Below are 22,437 nucleotides of genomic sequence, written 5' to 3'. Positions count from 1 at the left end.
ATTTGTGTATAAGAGACAGGTACTCGGACGACCCCGACAACGCAGCGAGCGTGCGTGCCGGGCGTCGCGGGGCAGGCGGGACTTCCGACACACGCCCTAGCTCCCGGCAAGCTTGCCTCCTCGCGCCGCCCAGCACGCACGCTCCTCACGGGGCAGACATCGCCGGTCACGGCACTAGCATCGGCCCCATGGCGATGTTCGTGCACCTGACACCCACCGCGAACGCGGCCCGCATCCGCCGCTCCGGGATACGGGCCGTCAGCCACGGCCGCGACGGATCGCGGGGCCTGTTCTGCTTCCCCGTCCTCCCGTCGTACACCCTCACCCACCAGTGGCTGCGCGAACTCGCGCGGCGCGGCGGTCCACGCGGCCTCGTCGCCGTACACATCCGTCTGCCGGACGACGAACCCGTCACGGTCGGCCGCTACAACGACCGCCCAGGCCGAGGACCCACGGCAACCACAGCGAGCGAGGCCGTACGCCGCATCGCCGCCCTGGACGACCCGCGCGGCTGGGAAGTGTTCGTCCCCAGAGCCGTCACCGAACGCGAAGTGCACCGGCTCCGCGCCGTCGGTCAGGTCACCGGGTGGCGCTATTTCCCCGGCTCCAACGGCACGACACCCTGCACCTGTTACGGATGCAGAGTGCGCGGCGAATACGGCTCACAACGCCTGCGCGAACGCCGCCCGCACCCCCTCGACGGCCCGGCCCCCGCCACCCCGGTCCTCCTCCGCCGGATCGCCGAGGCGGGTGACCCCGGCGATCCCACCGCGCTCATCGAGACCCTCCACTGGTTCGGCCTGCGCCGACGCGGGCCGGTCGACCAGCTGGCCCACCTCGGGGGCCACCCGGACCCACGGGTCCGCGTGGCCTTCGTCGAGGCCGTCGCCAACTGGTCGACACCGGGTGTCACGGAACTCCTCAACCGCCTCGCCCATGACCCCGACGCGGATGTCCGGGAGGCCGTCGAGCACACCCGGCCCGAACAACCCTGACGGCTCGGGCAGCCACGGCCGACCCACAACCCCGACCCGCCACCGCCCGCGCCACGAAGCGAGCCGCGGCCCGGCGCAGCCGCGCCCCACCGCTGTCAGTGACCGCGTCTAGAGTCGCGGTCATGGCGACGCTCCCGAACCCGCTTCCGTCCCTGGCCACATCCGGGCTCCGACTCCCGCCCGGCACACTGGTGGACGAGACGCACGACGGCCCCCGGCACGAACCGCTGCTCTGGTACGCGGACGGGCCGGCGACCCCGGACACCTGGCCGCGGCTGCTCACCGAAGGCAGGGCGGTCGGGCTGCTCCCCGTACTGCTGGACGGCGGGACACGCGGCGAGTGGCCCGAGGACTGGGAGCTCAACCCCGGCATGACGTCGTACCCCGGCGACCACGACGCCGAAGAGGTGCTGGGCGAACTCTGGGAGGAGCACGCGGAGGACGAGCTCGAAGGCGCCGCGATCGAGCCGTTCGGCCCGGACTGGCCGGGCCTCGCACCCGATCCGTCCGTGAGCGACACCGTCGACGCGGAGGAACGGGCCGCCGGGATCGCCGCCCGGCTCACCGCCGAGGACAGCCGGATGCCGGGAGCCCGCGCGGCCCTGGTGCCCGCCCGGCGCAGCGCGGACATACCGGCGGCGATCGGCTGGACGGGCCCGCTCAATTACGAGAACGACGTGGCGCGGCTCTGTGCGGTGCTCCGGTCCTGGGAGGACCGCTTCGGCATACGGGTCGTGGCGCTCGGCTTCGACCACCTGACCGTCTCGGTGGCCACACCGCCCACCACTGTCGACGAGGCGGTGGCGGTCGCCGCCGAGCACTTCGCGTTCTGCCCGGACAACATCGCCCACAACACCCCGGACACCCTGCGCGCCTACGCGGACCAGTACGTGCTGGGCAAGGAGTCCTGGTCGTTCTGGTGGGACTGAGAGCCGGGGCCGGCACCTCGCCGCAGGTCCCGGCCCCCTCGCCCGCTAGTGGATCCTGAAACTGTCGACGATCATGTAGTCGCCCGTCTTCATGACGCCCTTGAGGGTGTGGATTCCGGGTGTCAGCCCGGTCCTGCTGAAGACGGTCTTCTGGTGCACACGAGTGGCGTTGTAGTTGTCGATCGTGCCGACGGACCGGCCGTCGAGGAAGAGCTCGACCTCGCCCTCGTCGGTGTTGACCTGGGTGATGAGGTCGATCGCGGTGCCGTTGAAGGCGAGCTCGAAGGAGTCGCCCGGGGCCTGCGTGGCATGCACGTCGTCGGCCCATCCACCGGCCCCGCCCCGGGACTTGTTCTTCCAGTCCCATCCGGTGCCTGTGTACACAACCCCTGAGGTGTTGTTGATCTGCTCGCCGTCGACGGGCTTGCGCAGGGTCACGTCGGCCGATGCCTGGTTGCGCCAGACCTTCAGCGGAACGTCGGTGCCGGGAGCCGCCTGGTTGTACACGAGCCAGAAACTGTTGCGGTCGGTGACCTGGCGGCCTCCGATCTCTCTGATGACGTCATTGGCGCGCAGCCCCTGCCGGTACGCCTCCGAGGTGTTCGGCACGGAGGCCAGGTGCAGACCGTTGGTGTCGGTCAGGCCCGTGGCGGACTTGATCGCGTCGGAGTGGATCCGCGTCACCGGGGCGCCCAGCAGCGGCTCCGGGAAGGCGTCGAGGGTGTCGGTGGTGGGAGGCAGGGTGGGCCAGGTGAGCGGCGGCGGCGTGGGGGAACCGGCCTTGCCGAAGCCGTCCATCGCGATGTTGCGGAAGCCGAGCGCCAGCGCGGGCGAATCGGACCCGACGGTGTAGTCGAGCTTCTTCGGGTCGTCGAAGGGGGAGGCGCCCGTGAACTTCGGGTCGGCGACCACCGACCGGGTGTCCAGCCCCTGGGCGCGCCAGGCGTCGCCGATCCCCTGGACGGTCTTCCCGTTGTTCCAGAACAGGTTGTCGTTGATGACGGGCTTGCTCCTGGCCATGTCGACCTGGATCAGGCTGTAGGGAGTGTCGGTGACGAAGACGTTCTTCTCGACGACATCGCCACTGTCCGCGAACCAGACATGGAAGTGCGCGCCGCCGTTGACGAACACGTTGTTGCGTACGGTCCGGTGGAAGCCTTCGCGCAGCTTGACCCCGCCGTTGAGCAGCAGATTGTCCTCGATGAGGTAGTTGGAGCTGCCGTCGTCGAGGTCGATGTCCCAGTGCGAGGAGTGCCGGATCCGGTTGTGGCGGATGACGGTGGTGTCCATGGCGTCCAGTCCCGCGTACGACTTCTTCGTCGCGTCGTCGGCGGTCAGCGGCCAGAAGCGGTCGCGGCCCCAGGAGTTGAACGGCCCGTGGTCGGACGTCTCCTTCACGCAGTTGAAGATGTCGTTGTTCTCGATGAGGTGCCCGCCCCACGTGCCGTCGTTGATGTCGACGCATGCACGGGGACCGTCGTGGATGGTGTTGCCGTCGACGGTGACGTGGCGACTCATCGATATCTGCACGCCGGAGGTCTGCTTCTCGAACTGACCGTTGTCGTGCATGTAGTTGTCACGGATGCTGATGTCGCGGGGGTAGTTCTCGGTCTTCGGTCCCGGCTGGGTGTCGCTGATGGTCCTGCGCATGCTGTCCCAGGTGGACGGCTCACGGACCGCGTCAGGACTGCCGATGACGGCGACATCGGAGGCTCCGGAGCGGCTGAACTCATTGCCCGAGACGGCGTCACGGCTGTTGTACCCGTCGACGAGGACCGCGTTGCCGCCCACCTGGTCGAAGTGCGAGTCGCTCACCACGACGTTCTCGGTGTTCTTCAGATGGACCGCAGCCGCTCGCGCGAAGGCCCAGTCGCCGAGCTGGAGCTTCTCGTACGGCTGGTTGAACAGCGTGCGATGGGTCTGGGTGAGGGTGAAGCCGGAGAAGGTCAGGTGGCGGACGGCATCGCCCGGACCGTTGCCCTCCACTCGGATCAACTCGTTCTGCTCTGCCGTCTCGACACGCGCCTTCCGGGGGTCGACGCCCTCGGGGGGATAGAAGTAGAGCTTCCCGGCGGGCTTGTCGTAGAACCACTCGCCGGGCGCGTCGAGCTCCTCGAAGACGTTCTCGACCATGCGGTACGTACCGTGCAGACCGCTGCCCCGGTTGTTGTCACCGACCCAGGCAAGCTCCGGCGTGCCGTCCGCCTTCATGCCGGTGACCTTGAAGGAGTTCCCGCCCCACATGCCGTTGTGCAGACCACGCACGAGAGCCGTCGTCGGATTCTTCCAACGGGCCACGCGTTGAGCGGAGATGGCGTCGGATGCGTACCCACCGAGGATCGCCGTGTCCGGGTCGTGGTTCGGGTACCGGGCAAGCGTCTGCCGCTCCCCGTCGAGGAAGAGCCCGTCGAAGTCGAGGCCGGCTCCGATGTCGGCGACCTCGACGGCGCCCGAGTAGGAGCGCCACCGGGGTGCGAGAGAGCGGCCGCCGCTGATGACGACGCGCTCGCCGGGCGCCGCGGCATAGCGGACCGGGGCTTTCGCGGTACCCGAGTCGGCGGCGCCGAATCTCAGCGTGGACTGCACCCGGTACGTACCGCCGTGCACCACGACGTCGACCGGTCTCCCCTGACGCACCGCCGTACGAAGCGATGTGCGGACGGCCTTCTGAACCCGCTCCAGCGTCTGGAACGGCTTGGCCGCCGAGCCCGTGGCCTTGTCGCTGCCGGTGGGTGAGACATGAAAGACGATCGGCACCCCGCTCCGGGCGGCGGCAGGGGCGACGGGCAGTACGACCAGCCCGACACCCATCGCGGCGACGACCACGACGGACGTCAGCGCTGAGGCCGGGGTTCGGCGGCCGGGACACAGGCCTGGGACGGTGCGCATGGGCACTCCTCATCGACGGTCACGTCGGGTCGGCTTTCCAGGAAAGTCAGGCATCCAATGTCTGTGCCCAACTTCTGCGAGTTGCACGGGGATTACCGCGCCGAAAGCTATAAATACATCGGATGACCGTCAAGAGGTTGGGCCGCCCGGGATCGCAACAGAGCCTCCGGAAGAGCTCCGCCCGAACGCAAGAAGGCCCGGCCCACGGGAATTCCGTGGGCCGGGCCGCTTCGAGAACGCGTCTGCTCAGCGCCGCCCGAGCCGCTGCGCGACCTCCGTCGCCCAGTACGTCAGGATCATCTGCGCACCCGCGCGCCGGATCCCGGTCAGGCTCTCCATGATCGCCGCGTCGCGGTCGATCCAGCCCTTCTCGGCGGCGGCCTCGATCATCGCGTACTCGCCACTGATCTGGTACGCGGCGACCGGCACGTCCACCGAGTCGGCGACCTTCGCCAGGATGTCCAGGTACGGGCCGGCCGGCTTGACCATGACCATGTCGGCGCCCTCTTCGAGGTCGAGCGCCAGCTCGCGCAGGGACTCGCGGGTGTTCGCCGGGTCCTGCTGGTACGTCTTGCGGTCGCCCTTGAGCGAGGAGCCGACCGCCTCACGGAACGGCCCGTAGAACGCCGACGAGTACTTCGCCGTGTAGGCGAGGATCGAGACGTCCTCGTGGCCCGTCTGGTCGAGCGCGTCACGAATGACGCCGACCTGGCCGTCCATCATCCCGCTGGGACCGACCACATGGGCGCCCGCGTCCGCCTGGACCTGGGCCATCTCGGCGTACCGCTCAAGGGTGGCGTCGTTGTCGACGCGGCCGTCGGCGGTCAGGACGCCGCAGTGACCGTGGTCCGTGTACTCGTCGAGGCACAGGTCCGACATGACGACGAGGTCGTCACCGACCTCTTCGCGCACCGCGCGCAGACCGACCTGAAGGATGCCGTCCGGGTCGGTGCCCGCCGTCCCCCGGGCGTCCTTCTTCTCGTCCGCCGGAACACCGAAGAGCATGATCCCGGACACCCCGGCCGAGACCGCGTCGACCGCGGCCTTCCGCAGGGTGTCCAGGGTGTGCTGCTGGACACCGGGCATGGCCGAGATGGCGACGGGCGCCGTGATGCCCTCGCGTACGAACGCGGGCAGGATCAGGTCCGCCGGGTCGAGCCGTGTCTCGGCGACCATCCGTCGCATCGCCGGGGTCGTCCGCAGCCGCCGGGGGCGGGAGCCGGGGAAGTTTCCGTACACAGTCATCCTTCGACGATAGACCCGTACACATCACCGTCTTACCGACACCCGTGCCGGAAAAACGGACCGGAGAACGGGCAGGGGCCCGGCCGCCGAAGCAACCGAGCCCCTGAACACTCCCGAACGGGCCGGTCAGGTCGTCGTACGACGCCTGCGCGCACCCGGACGCCGCTCGCTCGGCCGCGTCACCGGGTCACCGGCCTCCTTCGCCGCCTCCCGGCGCTGCGCGCCGAACTCGGCGAGCGCCTCGGCCAGCTTGTGCACCGACGGCTCCGGGGAGAGCACGTCGACCCGCAGGCCATGTTCCTCCGCGGTCTTCGCCGTGGCGGGGCCGATGCACGCGATGACGGTCACGTTGTGCGGCTTGCCCGCGATACCGACCAGGTTCCGGACGGTCGACGACGAGGTGAAGAGCACCGCGTCGAAACCGCCGCCCTTGATCGCCTCACGGGTGTCGGACGGCGGCGGCGAGGCGCGGACCGTGCGGTACGCGGTGACGTCGTCGACCTCCCAGCCCAGCTCGATGAGACCGGCGACGAGCGTCTCCGTGGCGATGTCGGCGCGCGGCAGGAAGACACGGTCGATCGGGTCGAAGACCGGGTCGTACGGCGGCCAGTCCTCCAGCAGACCGGCGGCCGACTGCTCACCGGACGGCACCAGGTCCGGCTTCACACCGAAATCGATCAGTGCGGCGGCGGTCTGTTCACCGACCGCGGCAACCTTGATCCCGGCGAAGGCACGGGCGTCGAGCCCGTACTCCTCGAACTTCTCCCGGACCGCCTTGACCGCGTTGACGCTGGTGAAGGCGATCCACTCGTAGCGGCCCGTGACGAGACCCTTGACCGCGCGCTCCATCTGCTGGGGCGTACGCGGCGGCTCGACGGCGATCGTCGGGACCTCGTGCGGCACGGCGCCGTACGAACGCAGCTGGTCGGAGAGCGACGCCGCCTGCTCCTTCGTCCGCGGCACGAGCACCTTCCAGCCGAAGAGCGGCTTGGACTCGAACCACGAGAGCTGGTCGCGCTGGGCGGCGGAGCTGCGCTCACCGACCACGGCTATGACCGGCTGGTGCCCGTCCGGCGACGGCAGCACCTTCGCCTGCTTCAGGACCTGGGCGATCGTCCCGAGGGTCGCCGTCCAGGTGCGCTGGCGCGTCGTCGTACCCGCGACCGTCACGGTCAGCGGGGTGTCGGGCTTGCGGCCCGCCGAGACCAGCTCGCCCGCGGCGGCCGCGACCGAGTCCAGCGTCGTCGAGACGACCGCCGTGGCATCGCTCGCGCCGACCTCGGCCCAGCAGCGGTCCGACGCGGTCCGGGCGTCGACGAACCGGACGTCGGCGCCCTGCGCATCACGCAGCGGCACACCGGCGTACGCGGGCACGCCGACGGCGTTCGCGACACCCGGCACGACCTCGAAGGGAACGCCGGCCGCGGCACAGGCGAGCATCTCCGCGCCCGCGTTCCCGTCCAGGCCCGGGTCCCCGGAGACGGCACGGACGACCCGCCTGCCGCCCTTCGCGGCCTCCATGACAAGATTGACCGCGTCCCTGAGAACGGGCACCCCGGCGGCTGTTGACGTCACGTCAACAACCGCCAGCTCGGGCGTGCTTACGCCTGCCCGCGCATGGCCGCGGACGACGCCGAGAACGTCCGGCTCGGCGACAAGGACGTCCGCGCTCGCGAGCGCCTCGACAGCGCGCAGAGTCAGCAGTCCCGGATCGCCGGGACCGGCGCCGAGGAAGGTGACGTGCCCTGCGGGCAGGACCGGAAAGTCGGATGCGGCGGGGCCGGTGGGGCTCAAAGTGCTCGCTCCCCCATAAGACCGGCCGCACCCTTGGCAAGCATCTCGGTCGCGAGCTCGCGACCGAGGGCCGCCGCGTCGTCGGGCGACGTGGGGACGGGACCGGTGGTGGACATCTGTACCAGCGAGGAACCGTCGGTGGAACCGACGACACCGCGCAGGCGCAGTTCGTTGACAACCTGTCCGTCGACCAGGAGGTCGGCCAGCGCACCCACAGGTGCGGAGCAGCCGGCCTCCAGGGCGGCGAGCAGGGCGCGCTCGGCGGTCACGGCGGCCCGGGTGTACGGGTCGTCGAGCTCGGCGAGCGCTGCGGCGAGGTCCGCGCTGGCTGCAGCGCATTCGATCGCCAGTGCTCCCTGGCCGGGAGCGGGCAGAACGGTGTCGACCGACAGGAAGTCGGTCACCTCACCGATCCGGCCGAGGCGGCTGAGCCCGGCCGCGGCAAGAACCACCGCGTCCAGTTCACCGCTTCGTACAAATCCGATACGCGTATCGACGTTGCCGCGGATCGGCACGGTCTCGATGTCGAGGCCATGGCTGCGGGCGTACGCGTTGAGCTGCGCCATGCGGCGGGGCGAACCCGTGCCGATGCGGGCACCGGACGGCAGCTGCTCGAAGGTCAGCCCGTCCCTCGCCACCAGCACGTCGCGCGGGTCCTCACGCACCGGCACAGCGGCGAGGACGAGACCCTCGGGCTGCGCGGTCGGCAGGTCCTTCAGCGAGTGGACGGCGAAGTCCACCTCGCCACGCAGCAGCGCCTCCCGCAACGCCGCGACGAACACACCGGTGCCGCCGATCTGCGCGAGGTGCTCGCGGGAGACATCTCCGTACGTGGTGATCTCGACGAGCTCGACGGCGCGCCCGGTCACCTCGCTGACCGCGTCGGCGACGAGGCCGGACTGCGCCATGGCGAGTTTGCTGCGCCGGGTGCCCAGCCGGAGCGGCGCGTCGGTCTGCGCGCGCCGGGATGAGTTGTCGGTCATGACCGCCCTCTATTCGGGTCGTTCAGGTCTGCCCGGGAGACGGCGGCGACCGTCTGCGGGTCGAGGTCGAAGAGTTCCCGCAGCGCATCGGCGTACCCGGCGCCGCCGGGCTCGCTGGCGAGCTGCTTGACCCGCACGGTGGGCGCGTGCAGGAGCTTGTCGACGACGCGGCGCACGGTCTGCGTGATCTCGGCGCGCTGCTTCTCGTCCAGGTCGGGGAGGCGTCCGTCGAGCCGTGCGATCTCGCCGGCCACCACATCGGCGGCCATCGTGCGCAGGGCGACGACGGTCGGCGTGATGTGGGCGGCGCGCTGGGCGGCACCGAACGCGGCGACCTCGTCGGCGACGATGGTGCGCACCTGGTCCACATCCGCGGCCATCGGGGCGTCCGCGGACGCCTCGGCGAGCGACTCGATGTCGACGAGGCGTACACCGTCGAGGCGCGTCGAGGCACCGTCGATGTCGCGCGGCATCGCGAGGTCGAGCAGGGCGAGCCTGACCGGTCCGGCGGACTGGGACTGCGCGGGCACCGTGGCCCGGCGGACGGCCTGTACCTGCGCGGTCGTGGTGGCCGAGCCGTTCTCCACCCACGCGGCGTGCTGATCCAGGTCGGCGGCGGGCACGGCGGGCGCCGGGGGCGCGGTGACGGCCGCGTCGAAGGGCAGCCCGAGCGCTCCGGCGACGGCTTCGGCGGTCAGCACGAGACCGGTCGCACCGGTGCAGGAGACGACGACATCGGCACGTGTCAGTTCGTCGGAGACCGCGGCCATCTCCACGGCGCGGGCGGTCACTCCCGTACCGCCGGGCTGCTGCAGGATCTCGACGAGCCGGTCGGCGCGGGCCCGGGTCCGGTTGGCGACGACGATCTCGGCGACACCGGCACGAGCCAGCGTGGCGGCAGCCAGCGAGGACATCGAACCGGCGCCGATCACCAGGGCGCGCTTGCCCTTCGCCCAGAGGGCGACATCGACGCCGTCGGCGAGCTGCTGCAGACCGAACGTGACGAGCGACTGCCCGGCCCGGTCGATCCCGGTCTCGCTGTGGGCACGCTTACCGACGCGCAGGGCCTGCTGGAACAGGTCGTTCAGCAGTCGGCCGGCGGTGTGGAGCTCCTGCCCCAGCGCCAGCGCGTCCTTGATCTGGCCGAGGATCTGGCCCTCGCCGACGACCATCGAGTCCAGCCCGCACGCCACCGAGAAGAGGTGGTGGACGGCCCGGTCCTCGTAGTGCACATAGAGATACGGAGTGAGCTCGTCCAGCCCGACCCCGCTGTGCTGGGCGAGGAGCGTGGACAGCTCGGCGACACCGGCGTGGAACTTGTCCACGTCGGCGTACAGCTCGATGCGGTTGCACGTGGCCAGGACGGCGGCCTCGGCCGCGGGCTCCGCGGCAAGGACGTCCTGCAGCAGCTTGGCCTGCGTCCCGGCAGCCAGCGAGGCCCGCTCCAGCACGGAGACGGGGGCGCTGCGGTGGCTCAGCCCTACGACAAGAAGACTCATGCCGGCATCACGGCGGGGACATCCCCGTCGGGTCCCTTCCGGCTGCTGTCCGCGGCGGCGCGCACGGGCGGCGCGGCCGGGTCGACGCTGCTCCCGCCGACGGCTTCCTCGCCCGCCTTCCGCTGCTCGTGGAAGGCAAGGATCTGGAGCTCGATCGACAGGTCGACCTTGCGGACGTCGACGCCGTCGGGCACGGAGAGCACCGTCGGCGCGAAGTTCAGGATGGAGGTCACACCCGCGGCGACGAGCCGGTCGCAGACCTGCTGCGCGGCACCGGCCGGGGTCGAGATGACACCGATCGACACGCCGTTGTCGGTGACGATCTTCTCCAGCTCGTCGGCGTGCTGGACGGGGATGCCGGCGACGGGCGTACCGGCCATCGCCGGGTCGGCGTCGATCAGCGCGGCGACCCGGAAGCCACGGGAGGCGAAGCCGCCGTAGTTGGCGAGCGCGGCGCCGAGGTTACCGATACCGACGATGACGACCGGCCAGTCCTGGGTGAGCCCGAGCTCACGGGAGATCTGGTAGACGAGATACTCGACGTCGTACCCGACGCCGCGCGTCCCGTACGACCCGAGGTAGCTGAAGTCCTTGCGCAGCTTGGCGGAGTTGACCCCCGCCGCCGCGGCGAGCTCCTCGGACGAGACCGTGGGGACCGAGCGCTCGGAGAGCGCGGTCAATGCGCGGAGATACAGCGGAAGCCGGGCGACGGTGGCCTCGGGGATTCCTCGGCTACGGGTCGCCGGTCGGTGAGTTCGGCCAGTTGCCACGGTGCTCCTGCGGGATGAGCGGGGCTGCAGGCGGCCGTATGTTCCAAGACCGCCCCGTCGAATGCAGGCTATGTCTTTGTGAACGCGTGCACAAAGATGGTGTCCGTTTTGTCCGGTCAAAGTGACCGGGGTCACGCACATCCGTCGCGCGATCCCGGAACCATGGATCGCATCAGCCCGTTGCAGGCCCGAAGGGGGCAAGGCGGTACACACTCCTCACAACTACACCCCCGAGACCACTCAAAACGCCCACGATGGTAACCGGGTTTCGCTCAGGAAAGCAGTGCGCTGCGCAGCCTCGCCGGGTCCACCCGCCAGAACGTGTGCTGTTCGTTATCAATGAGGACGACCGGAATCTGCTCCCAGTACTCCCGGTGCAGCTCCTCGTCCTGGGTGATGTCCTTCTCCTCCCAGGACGCGCCGGTCTCCTCACAGACCTCCCTCACCACCAGCCGCGCGTCGTCACAGAGGTGACAACCGGGCTTCCCGACCAGGGTCACGACACGGTCCGCGGGCTTCTTCTTCGTGCGACGCAACAAGGCACTCATGTCTTTATTCTGCGCCGCCCGCCCGCCCTTTCCGGAGCCCGTCGGGCGCCGATCCGTTACGCCCGGAATCGCCCGTTTAACAATTCGGTCCCCGAGAGTTCACGCCACCGCATCCCGGCACGTCGGGAAAGGCCGAACGGACTGGCTATGCTCACGACATGGCCGCTCTTGGATGGCTCACACCCCGTAGGCGTTCCGCGACAGCACGGAGCGTGCTGGCAGGCGAGGCAGCAGCCGAGGCAGCGCGGAAGTCGTCACTCCCCGCCGAACAGCCCGCCGGACGATCCACCGGCACGGCCCCCGTCACGACCGAGGAGCCGGAACCGGCCTTCCCCGTCGTCGGCGACGAACGGGCCGCCGCCTTCTTCGACCTGGACAACACCGTCATGCAGGGCGCGGCGATCTTCCACTTCGGCCGCGGCCTGTACAAACGCAAGTTCTTCCAGCGCCGCGAGCTGACCCGGTTCGCGTGGCAGCAGGCCTGGTTCAGACTGGCCGGCGTCGAGGACCCGGAACACATGCAGGACGCCCGCGACAGCGCCCTGTCCATCGTCAAGGGTCACCGCGTCTCCGAGCTGATGTCCATCGGAGAGGAGATCTACGACGAGTACATGGCCGACCGCATCTGGCCCGGCACCCGCGCCCTCGCCCAGGCCCACCTCGACGCCGGACAGCGGGTCTGGCTGGTCACCGCCGCCCCGGTGGAGACGGCCACGATCATCGCCCGCCGCCTCGGCCTGACCGGCGCGCTCGGCACGGTCGCCGAGTCCGTCGACGGTGTCTACACCGGCCGCCTGGTCGGCGAACCGCTGCACGGGCCAGCGAAGGCCGAGGCGGTCCGCGCCCTGGCCGCCGCCGAGGGCCTCGACCTGGCGCGTTGCGCGGCATACAGCGACTCGCACAACGACATCCCGATGCTGTCCCTGGTCGGACACCCGTACGCGATCAACCCGGACACCAAGCTCCGCAAGCACGCCCGGGCCCTGGACTGGCGGCTGCGCGACTACCGCACGGGCCGCAAGGCGGCCAAGGTCGGCATCCCGGCCGCCGCCGGTGTCGGCGCCCTCGCGGGCGGCACCGCGGCCGCAGTCGCCCTGCACCGCCGCCGTCGCTGACCCGCGGACGCACCGACGCACCGACGCACCGACGCACCGACCATGTGGCCCGGCCCCCGCCTCGGGGGGCCGGGCCACGCCCGGCCGCGCCGCCAATCGGGACCCCTTACCCACCGACCGCTCCCGCCAGTCGGATTGCGCGCACCCGACCACAACCCGTCGCGGCCGCAGCCAGATCACGAAGTAATCCGATCAATAACCGGTCACGATGTGCTACTTGATGCGTCGCATAGTCGCCACAGAAGCGACGGAATCGATGATTTGAGCAACTGGGTGTAGCACTGCCTGTACGAAGCGTTATTCTCCTCAGACGCATTCCGGAACCTCCGCTCACTACGGCGAGTGACGGTTTCGCACTGCACGTGATGGAAGCTCTGCCTCTGGGAGTCCCGTGTACCCACACGTCGGGGTTGACGCCTCGGGCCTGGCTACGCTGCGCGCAACGGTCGCCGACCGCTTGCGCGGCTTCGTCCCCACCGCGTACGCCGTACCCGCCTTTGCCACCCCTGCACCTGTCGGCCCTTGCTACGCCCTGGCCGAACGCGGTGCGGCGGTCGGAAGACGCAGCAACCGCGGCGCAACGACCACGTCCACCGTTCGTCGGCCGACCGCCGACAGCGACAGCGCGCGCATGATGGATCTCGTCGAGCGCGCACAGGCCGGTGAGGCTGACGCCTTCGGCCGCCTCTACGACCAGTACAGCGACACCGTCTACCGGTACATCTACTACCGGGTGGGCGGCAAGGCGACGGCCGAGGACCTCACCAGTGAGACCTTCCTGCGCGCCCTGCGCCGCATCTCCACCTTCACCTGGCAGGGCCGCGACTTCGGCGCCTGGCTGGTCACGATCGCCCGCAACCTGGTCGCCGACCACTTCAAGTCCAGTCGGTTCCGGCTGGAAGTGACCACCGGCGAAATGCTCGACGCCAACGAGGTCGAGCGCAGCCCCGAGGACTCCGTCCTGGAGTCCCTCTCCAACGCCGCACTGCTGCAAGCCGTGCGCCGACTCAACCCCCAGCAGCAGGAATGCGTGACGCTGCGCTTCCTGCAGGGCCTCTCGGTCGCCGAGACGGCCCGTGTGATGGGCAAGAACGAGGGCGCGATCAAGACCTTGCAGTACCGTGCCGTCCGCACCCTTGCCCGGCTGCTGCCGGACGACGCCCGCTGAGAACACCCTCGGCGACTCCCCGATCACGCACTGGTCCGATCATCTTTCGTGCGTAACCCAAGTGCCGCGCCACTCGTTGTGCCGGTTGCAGGCCCCCTGTCGTCACTCCCTGTCCGCCGACACTCACTCTTTCGTGTGGAAGCGCTCAAGGTGTGCAACCATCCGGACCCCCAGGGGAGTCGACCGTCATGACGAGAGGAGGTGCCGCCAGTGATCGCAAACGTTTCGGCACACCGGCGGGCGAACGCCTTCGCCCAGGCCCTGGAGGAGCAGGAGCTCCGGGGTGCGGCGGCCGTACAGCCCGAGGAACCGGCCGAACCGGCCGACCACGGAACGCTGTTGGCCCTGGCGAACGGCCTCGGTGAGCTGCCGGGACCGGAGTTGGATCCCCAGGTCAAAGTGGCGCAGCGAGCGCAGCTCGTGGCCGCCATGGAGGCCATGTTTGCCGAGGGCGGCGCGTCCACGGGCCCTACGGTGCCCCAACAACGGAGCAAGGGGGCCCACCGGGCCTCCCCGCTCGGAAAACTGCGCCCCCGCTCCCGCTGGACGAAGGGTCTCGCCGCCGGCGGGCTCACCGTCGGCGTGGCCGCGGGAGCCTTCGGCGGAGTAGCCGCTGCCAGTTCCGACGCCCTTCCGGGTGATTCGCTGTACGGGCTGAAGCGCGGCATGGAGGACATCCACCTCGGTATGGCCAACGGCGATACCGACCGCGGCAAGGTCTACCTCGACCAGGCATCGACGCGGCTGAGCGAGGCCCGCAGGCTCATGGAACGCGACCGCGCGGGCGATCTGGACCACGAATCACTGGGCGAGATCAGGCGCACGCTGAACGGCATGACGCACGACGCCACCGAGGGCCACCGCCTGCTCCACGCCGCGTACCAGCGCGACGGAACACTCGGCCCGATCCAGACCCTGGACTCCTTCTCCCGCAACCACCGCGGAAGCTGGAGCAACCTGCGCGACCGCCTGCCGGTCCAGCTGACGGACGTCAGGGACGAGGTCAGCTCGGTCTTCGAGGCCATAGACCAAGAGGTCGCACCGCTGCAGTCCCTGCTGCCCCTCACGCCGGACCGGAGCACCGACTCGCAACAGTCCGGCTCGTCGCAGCAGTCCGACGACCCGTCCCTCATGGACAGCCCGGCGCCCTCGTCCCCCGAAGCCTCACAGGGTCGGCGGGGCGACACCGGCATCCCGGACCCGTCCGGTTCGCCCTCCACCCCGGCCGACGGCCTGATCGCGGGCGGCGCGGACGGCCTCCTGGACCCCCCGTCACCGGGCGCCACCCCGTCCACAACGGGCAGGGGCTCCACCTCACCCACCCCGGACATCACACTGCCCCCGCTGCTCCCCGGGCTGCTCCCAGGCCTGGGAATCAACAACGAGAGCGCAGACGACTAGGGAACACCCGTGGCCCCAGCCGTCCTCAATCGCCGGCACATCAAGCCTGTCCGGCGATTGAGGACAAACCGGCCCCCGGGCACACACACCGTCAGAAGAACACCGACCGCCGCTGAACCAACAACTTGTACAGCGTGTGCTGAATCTGCTCCCGCACCTGATCCGTCAAGTTGAACATCAGCATCGGATCCTCCGCCGCCTCCACCGGATACCCGTCCGTAGAAATCGGCTCACCGAACTGAATCGTCCACTTCGTCGGCAGCGGAACCGCACCCAACGGTCCCAGCCAGGGAAACGTGGGCGTGATCGGGAAATACGGAATCCCCAGCACCCGTGCCAGCGTCTTCGCGTTGCCGATCATCGGGTAGATCTCCTCCGCCCCCACGATCGAGCACGGCACGATCGGCACCCCGGCCCGCAGCGCCGTCGACACGAAGCCGCCCCGCCCGAACCGCTGCAGCTTGTACCGATCGCCGAACGGCTTGCCGATGCCCTTGAAGCCCTCCGGCATCACCCCGACGACCTCGCCCTGCCTCAGCAGCCGCTCCGCGTCCTCCGCGCAGGCCAGCGTGTGCCCGGCCTTCCTGGCCAGTTCGTTCACCACCGGCATCACGAACACCAGGTCCGCGGCGAGCAGCCGCAGATGCCGGTCGGCCGGGTGGGTGTCGTGCACGGCGACCTGAAGCATCAGCCCGTCCAACGGCAGCGTCCCCGAGTGGTTGGCCACGACCAGTGCCCCGCCGTCCGACGGGATGTTCTCGATGCCCTTCACCTCGACCCGGAAGTACTTCTCGTACATCGGTCTCAGCACCGACATCAGAACCTGATCGGTGAGCTCCTTGTCGTACCCGAACTCGTCGACCTCGTACTCACCGGTGACCCGCCGCCGCAGAAACGCGAGCCCACTCGCGATCCGCCGGTCCCAGCTGCCGCGCTGAGCCCCTTCCTGAGCCTGCGCACCCTCCACGGGTTCCCCGTCCCCCTGCACCACCTCCTGCGCCTTTACGGTGTCGTGCTGCCCCGGCAGGGCACTGAGGGCGGCGGTGCCCACCGCGGGACCCGCCGCCGCCCGCCGGCGGGCGGAACGCTGCGCGCCACCCGACCGTGAACGGTCGTCATCGAACGGAATGACCTTGGCATCCGCCATCGTCGGTGCGCTCCTCTACCTGACGCCGGGGGTCGGTTGTGTGTCGCCTGCCCCGGTGATCACCGGAACCTCGCCGGTCCCGCCTGCGAACGGCATCGCCGCCAGCCGGTCGACGGCCCTGCCCACCGTCCCGGGCGGCAGCAGTCCGGGGCCCAGGCTGCGCGCGAACGCGGCGAACGTCTCCGAGGTGGTGAAGCCCGGGTGGAAGCCCAGCGTCTCGCGCATCTGGACGGTGGAGACCACCCTGCCATGCGTGAGCAGCCGGATCTGCTCCGGCGAGAAGTCCGTCATGCCGACCGTACGAAGCGCCTGCCCCACCCAGGTGACGGCGGGCAGCAGCACCGGCATCGTCGGCCGCCCGAGCCGTCGCGCGCACTGCGAGAGCAGCAGCACCCCGTCGCCGGCGATATTGAACGTGCCGCTGTTCAGCGTCCCGCGCCGCGGCTCGTACGAGGCGATCCTCAGTACGTCGATGACGTCGTCCTCATGCACGAACTGGAGCCGCGGGTCGTACCCGAACACCGTCGGCAGCACGGGCAGTGCCAGGTAGTCGGCGAGCGGCGAGTCCGCGTCCGGCCCGAGGATGTTCGCGAACCGCAGCACGCACACGGCCACGTCGGGCCGGCGGCGAGCGAAGCCCCGTACGTATCCCTCGACCTCCACGGCGTCCTTCGCGAAGCCCCCACTCGGCAGGGACTTGGGCGGGGTGGTCTCGGTGAAGACCGCCGGATCGCGCGGCGCGGAGCCATACACACTCGTACTGGACTTGACCACCAGCCGCCGGACCGTCGGCGACTTCTGGCAGACACCGAGCAATTGCATGGTGCCGATGACGTTGGTCTCCTTGACGGTGGTCCGGCCGCCCGCGCCGAGCGCCTTGCCGCTCACGTCCAGATGCACGACCGTGTCGACGGCGTGCGCGGCAAGGACTCTGGCGATCGCGGGCCGGCGGATGTCCACACGTACGAAGTCGGCGTCACCCAACTGGTGTGCGGGCGCGACCGCGTCGACGGCGATCACCCGGTCCACGTCCGGATCACGCTGGATGCGCCGCACGAATCGGCCGCCCAGTTGCCGGGCCGCTCCCGTGACGAGCACGACCTTCCCCAAGATCAGCGCCTTCCGTCGAAGAGGTTTCCCCTGGCCGTCACCGTAGCGGGTGGATGTTGCCCTGTGATGACTGCGCGGCGGCCTTCTGCCGAGTCTTTGGCCCAAATGTGCGTCACACGGCCCACACACGCCCGCAGAGGCCCCTCCCGCAAACGCACCGCAGCCCTCCCGCCGTATCGGCGGGAGGGCTGCGGATTCACGAACTGCGTTCGCTTACTTCTTGTTGCGACGCTGAACGCGCGTGCGCTTGAGCAGCTTGCGGTGCTTCTTCTTGGCCATCCGCTTGCGCCGCTTCTTGATAACAGAGCCCACGACTACCCTCGCTCACTTCTCTTCACTGGTGCGGGGCGTCTGGGCCCACACGACCTACGTCGGCCTAGCCTACCCGCCACGGCGTGAGGGACGTAATCCGAGGCGACCGTCAGGCGGACTCCACCCCCACAAAGGACTCGCGGAGATACTCGTGAACCGCTTGCTCCGGGACCCGGAAGGACCTGCCCACCCGGATCGCCGGCAGATGACCACTGTGCACCAAGCGGTACACGGTCATCTTCGACACGCGCATGACCGAGGCGACTTCCGCCACGGTCAGAAACTTGACCTCGTTGAGAGGCCTCTCGCTGCCAGCACCAGCCATGACCCACCTGTACCTTCCGCACGAGACGCGCACCGGCTTCCCCTCCGGTGACTCTTCGTCGTTGTGCGCTCACTCCCCAGATTAGGGGCGGGTGATGCGAGTGGGGAAGAGGAGGGACCATCGGCCGCCTACTGTGACAGACGCGCTCGATTGAGTACATAGCGAGTAAGGGGCCGGTAGTGAGCGGACCGCACGGCGTCGTCGAGCGGAACGGCGACCGACACTCGCCCCTCGGCCTCCCCGACGAACAGTGCGGGATCGTCCGTATCCGCCAGACCGATTGCCTCAATGCCCAACTGACCTGCGCCGCAGACCCAGCCGTGGTCCCCGACGACGAGTTCCGGGAGCCGCCCGTGAACCATCACCGCCGCCTCCAGCGCGACCCGGACCGGCAGCGGCGAGTGGGTATGTGCGCCCGGCTCACCACCGTGGGGCCGCACGCCCGGTTCGCGCACCATGGCGACTCCCCGTACGTAGTCGAGCTTGTACGTGCGTACGCCGAACCTGGTCGTTATGTCGATACATCTCCCCTGCGCGGGGGTGAGTACGGCGCACCCCGCCGCCGACATGGCGTCTGCCAGCGCGACGTAGAACCCGAGCAGCCGGTGCGGATGACCGGTCCCGAACAGCACCGGTGCCCTCCGGACCGCCGCGCTCGACAACCGCTGGGCAAACGCATCCAGCCCGGCCAACGTCCGCTCCGGATCGATCACATCAGGACCCGCAACATGAGCAGGATCGTTCGAAACCCCGCACTTGTCGGCCATCAGCCGAAGCAGATCGAGCTCCTTCCACCCCCATGCGGGGTCGAGCCCGAGCATCACCCGCGGATCCCTGGCCGCGAACAGCCGATAGCTCCGCAGACTCACCTCCCGCGAGGTGGCCACGGGTCCGGCCAGCCGGGCCGCCAGCAGATGCGCACGCAGCGCTCCGGTGCTCAACACCCTGCCGATGCTGCCTCAATCACCCGGACGGAGGGCCAAAAGAGAGGTTGGGCCCCACAGTTGGCGTAACTCGTGCCCACCGCCGCGCAGAAACGGCCGAACCGGACCGCCCCCACCCGCCTCAGGCCAGCAGCCCCCGCAACGGGAACGCCGCCCGCCTGGTCGCCCGCACCGCCTGGTCCAGCCGGTCCGCCGGGTCGTACCCCGTCTCCCACGACTGCCACGAAGGCGTACGCCCGTCGGTCATCCGAGCCGGCCCCAGCTGCCGGGTCCGGGCATAGACCTCGTCCCGCCACGAGGCAGGAATCACCGCCTCGGGGTCCACCGGCGCATGCGCGGCGATCCCCACCAGGTGCGTCCAGGACCTCGGCACCACATCGACGACCGCATACCCGCCCCCGCCGAGCGCCACCCACCGCCCGCCCTCCACATGCGCGTGGGCGAGCTCATGGCACGACTCCATGACCGCCCGCTGCGCGTCCAGCGACACCGCCAGATGCGCGAGCGGATCCTCGAAGTGCGTATCGGCCCCGTGCTGGGTCACCAGCACCTGCGGCCGGAAGTCCGCGATCAGCTCCGGCACCACCGCGTGGAACGCCCGCAGCCACCCCGCGTCCCCCGTACCGGCGGGCAGTGCCACATTCACCGCGGCCCCCTCTCCCGCACCGGAACCGGTCTCCTCCGGCCAGCCGGTCTGCGGGAACAGCGTCCGTGGATGCTCGTGCAGCGACACGGTCAGAACCCTCGGATCCTCCCAGAACGCCGCCTGCACCCCGTCACCGTGGTGGACGTCCACATCGATGTACGCGACCCGCTCCGCACCCAGTTCCAACAGCCGGGCAATGGCGAGCGCCGGGTCGTTGTAGATGCAGAACCCCTCCGCAGCACCCGGCATCGCATGGTGCAGCCCGCCCGCGAAGTTCACCGCATGCGCGGTGTCCCCGCGCCACACCGCCTCGGCGGCGGCCACCGACTGCCCGGCGATCAGCGCCGACACCTCGTGCATCCCCACGAACGCCGGATCGTCCATCGTCCCGAGCCCGTAGTTCTGATCGGCCGCCCTGGGATTCGCGGAGGCCGCGCGCACCGCCGCCACGTAGTCCTCACGGTGCACGAGCCGCAGAGTGGATTCCCCGGCCGGCTTGGCGGCCACCACATCCACCGCGCTGTCGAGACCGAACGCCCGCACCAGACCCATCGTCAGGGCCAGCCTGACGGGGTCCATCGGATGACCTTCCCCGAAGTCGTATCCCGTTACTGCGTCATCCCACATCAACTGTGCGCGGCCGCTCATGCCCGCCACCGTATCGGGCAGGCTCCGAACCGAACGACTTGGCGTACACGAGCGTGGCGAGCACCAGCACCATCGGAACCAGCATCGCGCCCCGGTAGCTCCATGCGTCCCCGAGCGCACCCACCAGAGGCGACCCCACCAGGAACCCCACATAGTTGAAGACATTCAGCCGGGCGATCGCCGTATCGCTCGCCCCCGGGAACATCCGCCCGGCAGCCGCGAACGTCTGCGGCACGATCACACAGAGCCCGAGCCCCAGCATGGTGAACCCGAGCATCCCGATCCACGCCCCGGAGGCCACCGCCACCACCGCGAAACCCGCAGCAGCCAGCACACTCCCGAACCGTACGACAGCCACGGCCCCGAACCGCCGCACCCCGAAGTCCCCGACGGCCCGCCCGAGCAGCGTCGTCACCATGTAGACGTTGTACGGAACGGTGGACAGCTGCTCGGAACTCCCCAGCACGTCCTGCAGATACTTCGCACTCCAGTTGGAGACCGTCGAGTCCCCGATGTACGCGAAGCTCATCACCAGACAGAGCGGCATCAGCAGCTTGAACGAGACCGAGCCGCCCTGACGCTCCGTCTCCTGCCCGTCGTCCTCGGCCTTCCCCTCGACGTACCACCGGCTCCCGATGAACGCGGCAGGCAGCAGCAGGACGACCGCGGGAAGGTACGACACAAGCAATGTGAGATCCCAGTGCGCGCCGGCCCACGCCATCGACGCCCCGGCGATCCCGCCCAGGCTGTAAGCGGCGTGGAACCCCAGCATGATGCTGCGCCCGTACGCCCGCTGAAGGCTGACCCCCATCATGTTCATGGAGGCGTCGAGCGCCCCGACGGACAGTCCGAACACCCCGAGCGCGACGGCCGCCTGCCACAGCTCGCTGCCGGCCCCGACGCCGAGCAGCGCCAGCAGCACGAGGGGCTGCGCCCACCTCAGTACGACCCGGGGCCGTACCCGCGCGACCACCTTCTCGGTGACCACGCTGCCCACACCGGCCAGGATCGGTACGGCGGCAAGGAACACGGGCAGCAGCCCGTCGGATATCCCGTACCGGTCCTGAATCGCAGGAATACGGGTCACGAGCAGGGCAAAGGTCACCCCTTGCACGAAGAAGCTCAACGCCAAGGAGGCCCTACCGTGCCGCAACCGCGCATCCGTCATGGCCGCAGCGTAGGGCCCTGGCCTACCCATGGGTAGATGGATCAGGCGAGCAGTTCCCGCAGTTGGGCCATGTCGGAGAAGTGCCCGGTCACCCCGGCGAGCTGGTCGGCGGGCATCATCGACGTGAACCCGTACACATCCATCCCCGCGGCCCGCGCCGCCTCCACTCCGAGCGGGCTGTCCTCGATGACGACACACCTCTCGGGCGGAACGCCCATCCGCTCAGCGGCGAGGAGGAACAGATCGGGTGCCGGCTTCCCGTGCCCGACGTCCTCCGCGCTGAAGATCCACTCCTCCTCGAACCACTGGTCGAGTCCGGTCTTGCGGTGTCCGACCCGGATCCGTTCGTGGCTCCCGGAGGAGGCGACGCAGTACGGCACGCCGTCGGCGACGAGCTTTCCCAGCACGTCGTCGACACCTTCGACCGGTTCCAGCTCTTCCTGGAACGCGGCGAAGATCCGGGAGTGGAGCGTCTCGTCGAAGTCCGCGGGCAGCTTCTCTCCCGTCCTTTCCTCGACGAGGTCGTGCACCCGGTGCACGGCCGACCCCATGTAGTCACGGAGCGATTCCTCGTACGAGGTGGGGTGACCGAGCTCGGTCAGGTAGCCGGAGAGGACGGTGTTGGAGATCGGCTCACTGTCGACGAGCACACCATCGTTGTCGAAGATGACCAGTTCGTAGCGCATGGTTCGAGCCTAGACGCTCAGAACGCAGAAAAGCCCCGTGCCACAAGGGCACGGGGCTTTCCCGGAATAATTGTTCGGCGGCGTCCTACTCTCCCACAGGGTCCCCCCTGCAGTA

At 69.6% G+C, this 22,437-nt stretch carries 20 protein-coding genes; 5 read left to right on the top strand and 15 right to left on the bottom strand.

The window, feature by feature from the left end; translation table 11 throughout:
* Window positions 1–188 precede the first annotated feature (188 nt).
* Together ACFU6I_RS41675 and ACFU6I_RS41670 are read left to right on the top strand one after the other, a co-directional pair.
* The gene (locus ACFU6I_RS41675; RefSeq protein WP_384377643.1) at window positions 189–995 is read left to right on the top strand and encodes a HEAT repeat domain-containing protein; all 807 of its coding nucleotides are present in this window, start codon (window positions 189–191) and stop codon (window positions 993–995) included.
* A 122-nt stretch (window positions 996–1,117) separates the two neighbouring features.
* On the top strand, window positions 1,118–1,924 hold the full coding sequence (locus ACFU6I_RS41670; RefSeq protein WP_384377640.1) for a DUF4253 domain-containing protein: 807 nt from the start codon (window positions 1,118–1,120) through the stop codon (window positions 1,922–1,924).
* A 45-nt stretch (window positions 1,925–1,969) separates the two neighbouring features.
* On the opposite strand, the gene ACFU6I_RS41665 is transcribed toward ACFU6I_RS41670, so the two are convergent.
* From ACFU6I_RS41665 to ACFU6I_RS41635, 7 genes are all read right to left on the bottom strand, one after another.
* Window positions 1,970–4,813: a right-handed parallel beta-helix repeat-containing protein gene (locus ACFU6I_RS41665; protein WP_384377637.1), complete on the bottom strand. Its 2,844-nt coding sequence runs from the start codon at window positions 4,811–4,813 to the stop codon at window positions 1,970–1,972.
* Between the two features lie 246 nt (window positions 4,814–5,059).
* Window positions 5,060–6,058 (bottom strand): porphobilinogen synthase, encoded by a 999-nt coding sequence (gene hemB / locus ACFU6I_RS41660; protein ID WP_376667140.1) that lies wholly within the window; start codon window positions 6,056–6,058, stop codon window positions 5,060–5,062.
* 126 nt (window positions 6,059–6,184) lie between these two features.
* Window positions 6,185–7,852 carry a uroporphyrinogen-III synthase gene (locus tag ACFU6I_RS41655; RefSeq protein WP_384377634.1) on the bottom strand — a complete coding sequence of 556 codons (1,668 nt, stop codon included), beginning with the start codon at window positions 7,850–7,852 and terminating at the stop codon, window positions 6,185–6,187.
* A complete protein-coding gene (gene hemC, locus ACFU6I_RS41650; protein ID WP_384377631.1) occupies window positions 7,849–8,835 on the bottom strand; it encodes a hydroxymethylbilane synthase in 987 nt (328 codons plus the stop codon). Before hemC ends, ACFU6I_RS41655 begins: the two co-directional genes overlap by 4 nt.
* Window positions 8,832–10,334 (bottom strand): glutamyl-tRNA reductase, encoded by a 1,503-nt coding sequence (locus tag ACFU6I_RS41645; protein ID WP_384377628.1) that lies wholly within the window; start codon window positions 10,332–10,334, stop codon window positions 8,832–8,834. Before ACFU6I_RS41645 ends, hemC begins: the two co-directional genes overlap by 4 nt.
* Entirely contained in the window at window positions 10,331–11,104 is a 774-nt protein-coding gene (locus ACFU6I_RS41640; RefSeq protein WP_384377625.1) for a redox-sensing transcriptional repressor Rex, read from the bottom strand. The genes ACFU6I_RS41645 and ACFU6I_RS41640 overlap by 4 nt, the downstream gene beginning before the upstream one ends.
* Before the next feature lie 272 nt (window positions 11,105–11,376).
* Window positions 11,377–11,652 (bottom strand): glutaredoxin family protein, encoded by a 276-nt coding sequence (locus tag ACFU6I_RS41635; RefSeq protein ID WP_326604418.1) that lies wholly within the window; start codon window positions 11,650–11,652, stop codon window positions 11,377–11,379.
* 158 nt (window positions 11,653–11,810) lie between these two features.
* Here ACFU6I_RS41635 and ACFU6I_RS41630 point away from each other — a divergent pair, with 158 nt between their 5' ends.
* The 3 genes from ACFU6I_RS41630 (at window position 11,811) to ACFU6I_RS41620 (ending at window position 15,336) form a co-directional block, all read left to right on the top strand.
* A complete protein-coding gene (locus ACFU6I_RS41630; protein ID WP_327245754.1) occupies window positions 11,811–12,767 on the top strand; it encodes an HAD-IB family hydrolase in 957 nt (318 codons plus the stop codon).
* Window positions 12,768–13,158: 391 nt separating this feature from the next.
* Entirely contained in the window at window positions 13,159–13,935 is a 777-nt protein-coding gene (locus ACFU6I_RS41625) for an ECF subfamily RNA polymerase sigma factor, BldN family (protein ID WP_030928170.1), read from the top strand.
* A gap of 210 nt (window positions 13,936–14,145) precedes the next feature.
* A complete protein-coding gene (locus tag ACFU6I_RS41620; RefSeq protein WP_384377623.1) occupies window positions 14,146–15,336 on the top strand; it encodes a DUF5667 domain-containing protein in 1,191 nt (396 codons plus the stop codon).
* 91 nt (window positions 15,337–15,427) lie between these two features.
* On the opposite strand, the gene ACFU6I_RS41615 is transcribed toward ACFU6I_RS41620, so the two are convergent.
* The 8 genes from ACFU6I_RS41615 to ACFU6I_RS41580 form a co-directional block, all read right to left on the bottom strand.
* Window positions 15,428–16,483 carry a lysophospholipid acyltransferase family protein gene (locus tag ACFU6I_RS41615; RefSeq protein ID WP_384377620.1) on the bottom strand — a complete coding sequence of 352 codons (1,056 nt, stop codon included), beginning with the start codon at window positions 16,481–16,483 and terminating at the stop codon, window positions 15,428–15,430.
* Between the two features lie 15 nt (window positions 16,484–16,498).
* On the bottom strand, window positions 16,499–17,593 hold the full coding sequence (locus ACFU6I_RS41610; protein WP_384377617.1) for an NAD-dependent epimerase/dehydratase family protein: 1,095 nt from the start codon (window positions 17,591–17,593) through the stop codon (window positions 16,499–16,501).
* Window positions 17,594–17,806: 213 nt separating this feature from the next.
* Window positions 17,807–17,905, bottom strand: coding sequence for a 30S ribosomal protein bS22 (locus ACFU6I_RS41605; protein ID WP_003948845.1), 99 nt, complete (start codon window positions 17,903–17,905; stop codon window positions 17,807–17,809).
* 109 nt (window positions 17,906–18,014) lie between these two features.
* On the bottom strand, window positions 18,015–18,230 hold the full coding sequence (locus tag ACFU6I_RS41600) for a helix-turn-helix domain-containing protein (RefSeq protein WP_266984444.1): 216 nt from the start codon (window positions 18,228–18,230) through the stop codon (window positions 18,015–18,017).
* Between the two features lie 128 nt (window positions 18,231–18,358).
* Window positions 18,359–19,174 carry a phosphatase gene (locus ACFU6I_RS41595; RefSeq protein ID WP_384377614.1) on the bottom strand — a complete coding sequence of 272 codons (816 nt, stop codon included), beginning with the start codon at window positions 19,172–19,174 and terminating at the stop codon, window positions 18,359–18,361.
* A 121-nt stretch (window positions 19,175–19,295) separates the two neighbouring features.
* Window positions 19,296–20,468: an acetoin utilization protein AcuC gene (locus tag ACFU6I_RS41590; protein ID WP_384377611.1), complete on the bottom strand. Its 1,173-nt coding sequence runs from the start codon at window positions 20,466–20,468 to the stop codon at window positions 19,296–19,298.
* Window positions 20,437–21,636: an MFS transporter gene (locus ACFU6I_RS41585; protein WP_384377608.1), complete on the bottom strand. Its 1,200-nt coding sequence runs from the start codon at window positions 21,634–21,636 to the stop codon at window positions 20,437–20,439. Before ACFU6I_RS41585 ends, ACFU6I_RS41590 begins: the two co-directional genes overlap by 32 nt.
* 41 nt (window positions 21,637–21,677) lie before the next feature.
* Entirely contained in the window at window positions 21,678–22,322 is a 645-nt protein-coding gene (locus tag ACFU6I_RS41580) for an HAD family phosphatase (protein ID WP_266984437.1), read from the bottom strand.
* Window positions 22,323–22,437: the final 115 nt, after the last annotated feature.

It is taken from the genome of Streptomyces sp. NPDC057486, assembly GCF_042802415.1.
In the GTDB taxonomy this organism is placed as follows: domain Bacteria; phylum Actinomycetota; class Actinomycetes; order Streptomycetales; family Streptomycetaceae; genus Streptomyces; species Streptomyces yanii.
Note: the sequence above shows the minus strand (reverse complement) of the source record. Positions and strands in the feature narration are given on the sequence as shown.